Origin of the sequence: Flavobacterium sp. (assembly GCF_043720215.1) — a bacterium.
Lineage (GTDB): Bacteria > Bacteroidota > Bacteroidia > Flavobacteriales > Flavobacteriaceae > Flavobacterium.
Genome location: NZ_JAYSSZ010000178.1, coordinates 1 through 9,825, shown reverse-complemented (window position 1 = coordinate 9,825; position 9,825 = coordinate 1). Strand labels below are relative to the sequence as shown.

The 9,825-nt window shown below is 34.7% G+C and carries 7 protein-coding genes; all 7 read right to left on the bottom strand.

The genetic code is table 11. The features are described from left to right. Window positions 1-1,098, bottom strand: a 1,098-nt coding sequence (locus ACHZC3_RS08175) for a cytochrome c oxidase subunit II (RefSeq protein WP_394759374.1), incomplete at its 3' end; no start/stop codon positions are given. 18 nt (window positions 1,099-1,116) lie between these two features. After that, on the bottom strand, window positions 1,117-2,634 hold the full coding sequence (locus ACHZC3_RS08170) for a quinol:cytochrome C oxidoreductase (protein ID WP_394759373.1): 1,518 nt from the start codon (window positions 2,632-2,634) through the stop codon (window positions 1,117-1,119). A 25-nt stretch (window positions 2,635-2,659) separates the two neighbouring features. Further along, a complete protein-coding gene (locus tag ACHZC3_RS08165) occupies window positions 2,660-3,205 on the bottom strand; it encodes a c-type cytochrome (RefSeq protein WP_394759372.1) in 546 nt (181 codons plus the stop codon). Window positions 3,206-3,213: 8 nt separating this feature from the next. After that, complete coding sequence (locus ACHZC3_RS08160; RefSeq protein ID WP_394759371.1) at window positions 3,214-3,738, bottom strand: DUF3341 domain-containing protein; 525 nt, start codon at window positions 3,736-3,738, stop codon at window positions 3,214-3,216. A gap of 6 nt (window positions 3,739-3,744) precedes the next feature. Continuing rightward, on the bottom strand, window positions 3,745-5,151 hold the full coding sequence (gene nrfD, locus ACHZC3_RS08155) for an NrfD/PsrC family molybdoenzyme membrane anchor subunit (RefSeq protein ID WP_394759370.1): 1,407 nt from the start codon (window positions 5,149-5,151) through the stop codon (window positions 3,745-3,747). A 93-nt stretch (window positions 5,152-5,244) separates the two neighbouring features. Next, a complete protein-coding gene (locus ACHZC3_RS08150) occupies window positions 5,245-8,274 on the bottom strand; it encodes a TAT-variant-translocated molybdopterin oxidoreductase (protein ID WP_394759369.1) in 3,030 nt (1,009 codons plus the stop codon). An 84-nt stretch (window positions 8,275-8,358) separates the two neighbouring features. Further along, a complete protein-coding gene (locus tag ACHZC3_RS08145) occupies window positions 8,359-9,672 on the bottom strand; it encodes a c-type cytochrome (protein WP_394759368.1) in 1,314 nt (437 codons plus the stop codon). Between the last annotated feature and the right edge of the window lie 153 nt (window positions 9,673-9,825).

Here is a 9,825-nt window from a genome sequence, read left to right as displayed (position 1 = left end):
AACTGGCATACTTTCTGCCGCTTTAGCCGCTTTTTCGTCAGCAACTGCTTTCACGATTGTTCCTTTATCTTTCAACCATTTAGCATACTCTTCTGGAGTATCGATAACAATCTTCATTTGCATATTGTAGTGAGAAGCACCACAAATTTTATTACATAATAAAAGATAATCAAAAGTATAAGGATCTAGAGGAGATTCTCCATTAGCAACCAACTCAGCACTTTTCTTAGAACGAATTTTGTTAATGTTTGCAACTTTTTCAATCATATCATCACTTTGACGCATTTCATCAGTTGTTTTGATAGGTCTGAATGCAAATTGAGTTACCATTCCTGGCACACAGTTCATTTGTGCTCTAAAATGTGGCATATATGCAGAATGCAAAACATCTTGTGAACGAATTTTGAAAACCACTTTTTTACCTTTCGGTAAATGCAATTCTGTTGTTGCAATATCATCTTGAGCATTAGGGTCTTCCATGTCTACACCCATCGTGTTGATTCCTTCTATTAGACGGACATTCGCTTTTCCAAGAACATTGTCTTTACCAGAATAACGAGCTTCCCAAGCAAATTGTTTAGCATATAATTCAACATACATTACATCTTCATCTTCATCAACAAACATAATATTTGTCCAAGTATATAATCCGTAAAGTATTAACCCTGCTAAAACGAATACTGGAATAATTGTCCAGATAAATTCTAATTTATCATTGTCAGCAAAATAAACTGCTTTTTTTCCTTCTTCACCTCTGTATTTGAAAGCAAAGTAGTGCAAAAGTGCTTGAGTTATTGCTTGTACAAAAAATACAACGCCAAAAGTAATCCACATTAGGTTATCATAATCTGCTCCATGTTCAGAAGCTGGATTTGTAAGTACCAAGTGACTCCATTTGAATAAACCATAAATTGTAAAGATATAAAGGAAGGCTAGAAAACCAAACATTAAATATCCTTGAATATTATTATCCTTATTATTTGCAATTTGCGAATTGTCATTATTAACTCCAACTTGTGTCAAATCGAATATCTTCGTCATTTGCCAAATTGCAACTCCTAATAAAAGTAAAACTATAATTACCAACAAACTTGTCATCTGTTTTTTGTTTAAATATTAATAATGAAAATGCTTACTTTCTTCAATAAGTGGATTCCCTTTTGGAAATAATGGTTCTTTAGTAAGTGTTGTAAACACAACAAATATAAACAAGCCAGCAAAAAAGAGTATTGAACTTATTTCTGAAACTCCAATAAACCATTGATCTCCTACTGTAGCAGGATAAATCATATTATGAAAATCTAAATAGTGACCACATAAAATTACAATTCCAGCCATAGATATAATACAAGGTACACGTTTGAAATCTGTATTTATTAAAATTAAAATTGGAAATACAAAGTTCATCGCTACCATTCCGAAGAAAGGCAAATTATAATGTTCGATTCTAAATTTAAAGTAAGTTACTTCTTCAGGTATATTTGCATACCACATTAACATAAATTGAGAGAACCATAAGTAAGTCCAGAATACAGATATTCCAAACATAAATTTAGCTAAATCGTGCAAGTGACTATTATTAACATTTTCTAAATATCCTTTAGATTTTAAGTACAATGTTGTTAATGCAATCACAGTGATTCCACTCACGAAGAAACTTGCAAACACATACCAACCAAATAAAGTACTATACCAGTGAGGATCTACAGACATAATCCAATCCCAAGACATCATAGATTCTGACACCAAGAAAAATGCTAAAAATGCTGCTGATGCTTTAAAATTTTTCTTGTAATATGTTGCATCATTTGTTTCGTCTAATAATAAAGCATTTTTACGAGTATACTGACGATAGAAAATCCAACCGCCCATAAATATAGCAGCTCTAATTAAGAAGAAAGGCACATTTAAATAACCTGATTTACCTTGAATTAATTCATCATGTTTTACAACTTCAGGATCCATCCAAACAAATAAATGATTGAAATGCAAACTTGATAATACTAACAATACATATACAATGATTGCACCAGGAACTAAATAAGAAGTTATGGCTTCCATTACTCTAAATAATACTGGAGACCAACCTGCTTGTGCAGCGTGTTGAATAGCATAAAATGCTAAAACTCCAAGTGATATTAACATAAAGAATAATGCAGCAACGTATAGTGCAGCCCATGGTTTATTTTGCAATTGATGAAAAACATGTTCAACATGCTCGACGTGTTCTGCATGTGCATCATGTTCTGCTACTTCATGACCTTTTGAATCCGCATTGTGTGCTTCATGAGCAGGAGCGTCAACTACTGCAACAGCAGTGTGAGCTTCTTCTACACCATTAGCAATTGACTCTAGATTACTCACAACAGCGTGAGCTGAATCTTTCACAACAATTTCTTCTTTGTGAGATTCTTCTTCATGAGCAGGTGCTGCATCATGTTTCGCTTTGGTTGCATGGTCAGCAGTTGCGTGAGCTTCTGTAGCCGCACCATGTTCTCCGTGTCCTGCAGCAAGAATAGCTTCTACTTCTTGTGTATTTTTAGGGGCATTGAAAAAACCATATCCAATTCCTAATGCTCCTAAAAGCATTAAGATGAATGATAAGTTTTTTAATTTGCTTGAAAATGTATACATAATTTATAAATAGATTGTTTTACAATTATAATTCAGACTTAAGTTTCAAAACATAAACAGAAACTTGCCATCTCTCTTTTTGTGACAATTGGTTGGCATATGATCCCATCGAATTTAATCCGTATGTTTGAACATGGTAAATACTTCCTACAGAAACATCTCTAGCGGCATAACTAGGAACCCCAAGAAATTTCTCTCTTTTAACTAAATTTCCATTTCCATCTCCCTTTTCTCCATGACAAATAGCACAATAAATATTGTACAATTCTTTTGCTTTTTCAAAATCAACTGCTGCTGAGTCTAAGGGAGAATTTTTTACATTTTTTGATGCCAAATAACCTGCTGGTGTATTTGGAATTTCATAAGGTACAAAACCTCTTTTTACAGTTCCTTGTACAGGAAGTTGTCCTTCTTTTCCATTATTAAAAGCTGCTGACTCTGAATATGTTTCGTAACCCGCAGATTCATACATATTAGGAAACAACTGATAATTAGGCTTTAATTTATCTTGACATGAAAACAGCAATGAAGACAACCCCATTAAAACTGCTAGTGTATATACTTTTTTCATAGTTCTGATTAATGCTTATCAACTACTTTAACTTCTACTGCTCCTGTGTTTTTTAGGAAAGAAATTAAATCATCTTCATTATTATTTACTGAAACTTCCATCAAGAAGTGATCATCTGTTGTACGAACATCTGGATTTTCTGCTTGTTTGAATGGCCATAATTTACTTCTCATATAAAAAGTAATCACCATTAAATGCGCTGCAAAAAACACAGTTTCTTCAAACATAATTGGCACGAACGATGGCATGTTTTGAATGTAAGAAAAACTAGGTTTTCCTCCAATATCTTGTGGCCAATCTTGAATCATTACAAAATTCATCATCCAAGTTCCAAAAGACAAACCTGTTAAACCATACAAAAAGGCACAAATCGCAATTCTTGTAGGTGCAAGTCCCATAGCCTTATCTAATCCGTGAACTGGAAATGGTGTATAAACTTCTTCAATATGGTGATGTGCTAATCTGGTTTGCTTTACAGCATCCATCAAAACATCATCATCATTATATAGTGCATGTATTACTTTATTACTCATGACTTATTAGTGATTATCGTGATTATGTCCATTTTGTTCTCTTTCTCTTTTGTAATTATCTCCCGATGATTTCAAGATAGTTTTTACTTCAGCTTGAGCAATCACAGGGAATGATCTAGAATAAAGTAAAAATAACACGAAAAAGAATCCAATTGTACCTATAAAAATACCTATGTCTACAAATGTTGGCTGAAACATTGTCCAAGATGATGGCAAGTAATCACGGTGTAACGAAGTTACGATAATTACAAAACGTTCAAACCACATCCCTATATTTACTACAATTGATATAATAAATGAGAACATAATACTTGTTCTTAATTTTTTGAACCACATAAATTGCGGAGAAAACACATTACAAGTCATCATTGCCCAATATGCCCACCAGTAAGGTCCGGTTGCTCTGTTTAAGAACGCATATTGCTCATATTCTACACCTGAATACCATGCTACAAAAAGCTCAGTAATATACGCACAACCTACGATAGAACCTGTAATCATGATTACAATATTCATTAATTCGATATGTTGAATCGTGATATAATCTTCTAAGTTTGATACTTTTCTCATAATAATAAGCAAAGTATTTACCATAGCAAATCCTGAAAATACTGCTCCTGCCACAAAATATGGAGGAAGAATAGTTGTATGCCAACCTGGTACAATAGACGTAGCAAAGTCAAAAGATACAATCGTATGTACTGAAAGTACAAGTGGAGTCGCTAAACCTGCCAAAACAAGTGAAACCTCTTCAAAACGTTGCCAATCTTTTGCACGACCTGACCAACCAAAACTCAATATAGAGTAAACTCTTTTATTAAAAGGCGTTACAGCTCTATCTCTAATCATCGCAAAATCAGGCAACAAACCTGTCCACCAGAAAACTAATGATACAGACAAGTATGTCGAGATTGCAAAAACGTCCCAAAGTAATGGCGAGTTAAAGTTTACCCAAAGTGAACCAAACTGATTCGGAATAGGTAAAACCCAGTATCCTAACCATGGACGACCCATGTGAATAATTGGAAACAAACCTGCTTGCATTACAGAGAAAATGGTCATTGCTTCTGCAGAACGGTTAATAGCCATTCTCCATTTCTGACGGAATAACAATAATACTGCTGAGATTAAGGTTCCCGCGTGACCAATACCAACCCACCAAACAAAGTTGGTAATATCCCAAGCCCAACCTACTGTTTTATTTAATCCCCAAGTTCCAATACCTGTTGTAATGGTATAAATCATACAGCTTAATCCCCACAAAAATGCAGCTAAAGCTATATAAAATACTGTCCACCATTGTTTATTGGCTCTACCTTCAACTGGTCTAGCTACATCTACTGTAACGTCATGATAACTTTTGTTACCAAAAACCAAAGGTTTTCTAATGGGTGCTTCGTAATGAGACGACATAATTTAATTTTAGATTTTAGATTTTAGATTTCAGATTTAAAAAAATCATCTTTCATATCTATATTTTACAATTCTACTTTGTACCTATTATTACTAATTTCTAACTTTTACGTGATAAAACACATTTGGTTTTGTACCAATGTGTTCTAACAAGTGATACATTCTTTTATCTTCAGATAATTCTGTTACTTTGTCTTCTTTGTTGTTTACATCTCCAAAGACCATCGCACCAGAAGTACAAGCATTAGAACAAGCCGTTTGAAACTCATCAGCTTTCACTTCTCTTCCTTCACGTTTTGCAGTTAGAATTGTACTTTGTGTCATTTGAATACACATAGAACATTTTTCCATTACTCCACGAGAACGAACATTTACGTCTGGATTTAATACCATACGCCCTAAATCATCATTCATGTGATAATCGAACTCATCGTTTCCGTTGTATAAGAACCAGTTAAAACGACGTACTTTATAAGGACAGTTGTTTGCACAATATCTTGTACCTACACATCTGTTATAAGCCATGTGGTTTTGACCTTGACGACTGTGCGAAGTTGCCGCAACAGGACAAACAGTTTCACAAGGCGCGTGATTACAGTGTTGACACATTACAGGCTGAAAAGCAACTTGAGGATTATCCGAAGGAGTTTCCATTCCACGTAACGTAGAAATAGAATCCATCAATCCGTCGCTTCCCTCTTTGGTTTTATTATCTCCTTCAAAAGTTGTTTCAGAAGAATAATACCTATCTATACGCAACCAGTGCATATCACGACTTCTTCTTACTTCTGATTTTCCAACTACTGGTACATTATTCTCTGCATGACAAGCAATAACACAAGCTCCACATCCTGTACAAGCATTTAAATCAATAGAAAGATTAAAGTGATGTCCTACTGAACGATCAAAAGATTCCCATAAATCAACAGTGGTAGCCGCTACTTCTTTATGATCTAAAGAAACCATAGGAACTAGATTCCATTCTCCAGCTTCTTTAGTATTAAATATATCCAGAGAAGTTTCTTTGATAATATCTCCGCGACCCATTAATGTTCTTTGTAACTGAACACAAGCAAATTCATGCTCTCCGTCTTCTTTAGCGATTGTAACATTTTGTACATTACTAAAGTTATTATATAAAGTATAGGCATTTACACCTACTTGCATTTCTTCTTTCATAGCCGCTTTACGACCGTAACCCAATGCCAATCCAACCGTTCCTTTTGCTTGACCTGGTTGAATAATTACTGGAACTTTTTCCAATTTTTTACCATCAACAGTCAAAGTAGTATAACTTCCGTTAAGACCACCATTTGCAACGTTCCAGTTTTCTATTCCAGCTGCCGTAGCGTCTATTTGAGAAATAGTTAAATAATTATCCCATGACGCTCTTGTAATTGGATCTGGGAATTCTTGTAACCAAGGATTGTTTGCTTGCTGACCATCTCCTAAACCAGTTTTAGTATACAATACTAATTCCAATCCTTTTGAAGTGGCTTTCGCTAAAGTTGAAGCAGCTCCGTTAAAATCGGCACCAGCTCCAGCACCAGCTGAAATTCCTTCTGTAACAGCTACACCATCATGAACCAATTGATTCCATGATTTTGCACCTGACCAAGAAGCACGTAAATAATTATAATATGTTTGTGAGTTTCCTGTCCAAGACAATAAAGCATCTTGAAATTGAACCGTATCAAATAAAGGACGGATTGTAGGTTGTGTTAAGGCATAACTCCCTTTAACAATACTTACATCTCCCCATGATTCTAAATAATGTGGTGTAGCTACTGCTACATTTGCTATTGAAGCAGTTTCATCTTCTTTCATTGCAAATGCAACAGAAAGTTTTACTTTTTTCAATGAATCAGCGAATTCTTTTCCGTTTGGCAAAGAATAAACTGGATTTACACCATTCATAATTAAGGTATGAACAGCTCCTGATTTTATATCAGCTAAAAGTTGTTTTACATCAGCGTTATTTCCTTTACGGATTTGACGTGTATTCGATGTATTAAAAGCTTCGCTTGACAATGCTCTATTGATAGCCAAAACTAACAATTGTGCATTTTTATCATCGATACCACAAACTAAAACACCTTTACTTCCAGCTGCTTTTAGTTGTTGTGCTGCTTTCATTACCATCTCATCTTTAGAAGAACCTATAGAAGAACCAGTAATTACATTGTATATTTGAACTAATGCTTGTTTTTGATTAGCAACTGTCATTGGCACACGCTTATCAGCAGCAGCTCCAGACAAAGTCATGTTTGCTTCAAACTGAAAGTGACGTGACATTCTTCCGTTTTGAGGAATACGTCCTTGTGCATATCCTGAATCGAAACCACCACCTTGCCAATCTCCTAAGAAATCTGCACCAACAGAAACAATTACATTTGCTTTTGAGAAATCATATTCCGCTAAAGCTCTTTCGCCATAAACCGCTTGAAAAGCATCTAACGCTTCCGATGAAGAAACTGCATCATACGTTACATGTTTTGCATTTGAATTTGAAGCTAAAAACTGAGCAATCAATTTATCAGTAGATGGACTTGCAGAAGTATTTGTTAGCAATACTACTTTTCCTCCTTTAGCTTTAGCATCAGCAACACTAGCGATAATTTTAGCATTTGCTTGTTCCCAAGTTGCATTTTTACCAGCAATTTTAGAAGATTTCAAACGCATACTATCATACAATGACAATACAGACGCATGAACACGAGCATTTGCATGGAAGTTTGCACCAGCAATTTTATTATTTTCTATTTTGATAGGACGACCTTCACGAGTTTTTACTAAAATATTAGCAAAATCGAAACCATCGGCAATTGTAGTCGCATAATAATCGGCTACACCAGGGATAATTTCTTCAGGTTGAACTACATAAGGAATTGACTTATGCACTGGACCTTCACAAGCTGCAAGTGAAGCAGCAGCCGTAGTAAATCCAACGTACTTAAGAAAGTCACGACGTGTTGTAGAAGATGTAGCTAAAGTAGCAGCATCACCTAAAAATTCATTTGTTGGAATTTCTTCCACAAATTCGTTATTTCTAAGCGTCTCAACAATAGAACTATTTTCGTTTAGTTCTTCAACACTTTTCCAGTATTTTTTGTTTGATGACATATTTTCTTATTCGTTTATTCGTTTATTCGGTAATTTGTTTATTCGTCATTTAGTTTTAGGTTAACGATTAACCATTTAACTTTTTTAGTAATGGCATTTACCACATTCTAAACCTCCCATTTGCGCTGCAGTCAATTTGTCTACACCATATTTTTTAGAAAGTTCTTCATGAATTTTTTTGTAATAATCGTTTCCTTCAACTTTAACATCCGTTTCTCGGTGACAGTTTATACACCAACCCATTGTAAGTGGAGCAAATTGTCTTTGGATTTCATACGTCTCAACTGGTCCGTGACATTTTTGACATTCAATTCCTGCAACAGTTACGTGTTGTGAGTGATTGAAGTAAACAAAATCAGGTAAGTTATGAATTCTAACCCATTTTACTGGTTGTGTTTTTCCAGTATACTTCTGAGTTGTTTTATCCCAACCAACTGCGCTGTATAATTTTTGAATCTCACCTGTGTAAAATTCTTTCGAATAATCATAAATTGAATCTTTACTTCCTGCAAATTCAGAAATATTTTTATGGCAATTCATACAAACATTTAAGGAAGGAATTCCAGCATTCTTACTTGTTCTTGCAGATGAGTGACAGTACTTACAATCGATACCATTTTCTCCAGCGTGAATTTTGTGTGAATAGTGTATTGGCTGAATTGGCGCATAATCTTTATCGACACCTATTTGAGATAAATAACCATAAACAAAGAATGCACTCGTTAACATTAAGAATATCACTGTAACCAATATTAAAAACTGATTTTTAGCAAATGCTTTCCAGATAGGCATCGATTTTGCTTTTTCAGCTACCTCAATACCATTTGCTTTTGCAATTTTGTTCAGCACATTGTTTACCATAAACAACATAGCAACTAGAATAGCTAAAATACCTGCTAACAATCCTAAAATTAAGTGGCTTGACATTCCATCAGAAGCACTTGGCGCTGCTGTTCCCGGCAATGGTGTTGACGGAGTTTCAATTTTAGTATCGGTATATGCTAAGATATTATCTACATCAGCAGTTGATAATTGTGGGAAAGCAGTCATTACAGACTTGTTGTTTTCGTTAAAAACTTTTACAGCATCTGCATCACCTGAAGCAATAAGTGCCGAACTGTTTTTTACCCATTTATACAACCATGCTTTGTCGTATTTTGCAGTTACGCCACGCAGAGCAGGCCCAGTCATTTTAGCATCTAGCTTGTGACAAGCCGCGCAATTTGCATTAAAAAGGGCTTTTCCTTGCACAGCATCTCCTCCAGCAGTTGGAGCAATGGCTGTAGTTGCGACTGGCGCAGCATCTTGTGCAAAAGAACTTGAGGAAATAGACAATACAAACGCTAAACTAAGCGTTATTATCCTTGAAATCGATTTATGGTTACCCACTTTTTTCATATATTAAATGATTAACATCTAAATTAGGTATTGATTTTACTACGTTTTTCGTAATTAATACAATCTGCCATTTAAAAAACTTCGACAAAAATACGACTTATGAACTATTCTCAAAACCTTAAATATATCTTAATTATTAATTTATATTTATTC

Coding starts and splice junctions, on each gene's coding strand:
- ACHZC3_RS08170 (WP_394759373.1), bottom strand. CDS start 2,634: ATGTATACATTTTCAAGCAAATTAAAAAACTTATCATTCATCTTAATG.
- ACHZC3_RS08165 (WP_394759372.1), bottom strand. CDS start 3,205: ATGAAAAAAGTATATACACTAGCAGTTTTAATGGGGTTGTCTTCATTG.
- ACHZC3_RS08160 (WP_394759371.1), bottom strand. CDS start 3,738: ATGAGTAATAAAGTAATACATGCACTATATAATGATGATGATGTTTTG.
- nrfD (WP_394759370.1), bottom strand. CDS start 5,151: ATGTCGTCTCATTACGAAGCACCCATTAGAAAACCTTTGGTTTTTGGT.
- ACHZC3_RS08150 (WP_394759369.1), bottom strand. CDS start 8,274: ATGTCATCAAACAAAAAATACTGGAAAAGTGTTGAAGAACTAAACGAA.
- ACHZC3_RS08145 (WP_394759368.1), bottom strand. CDS start 9,672: ATGAAAAAAGTGGGTAACCATAAATCGATTTCAAGGATAATAACGCTT.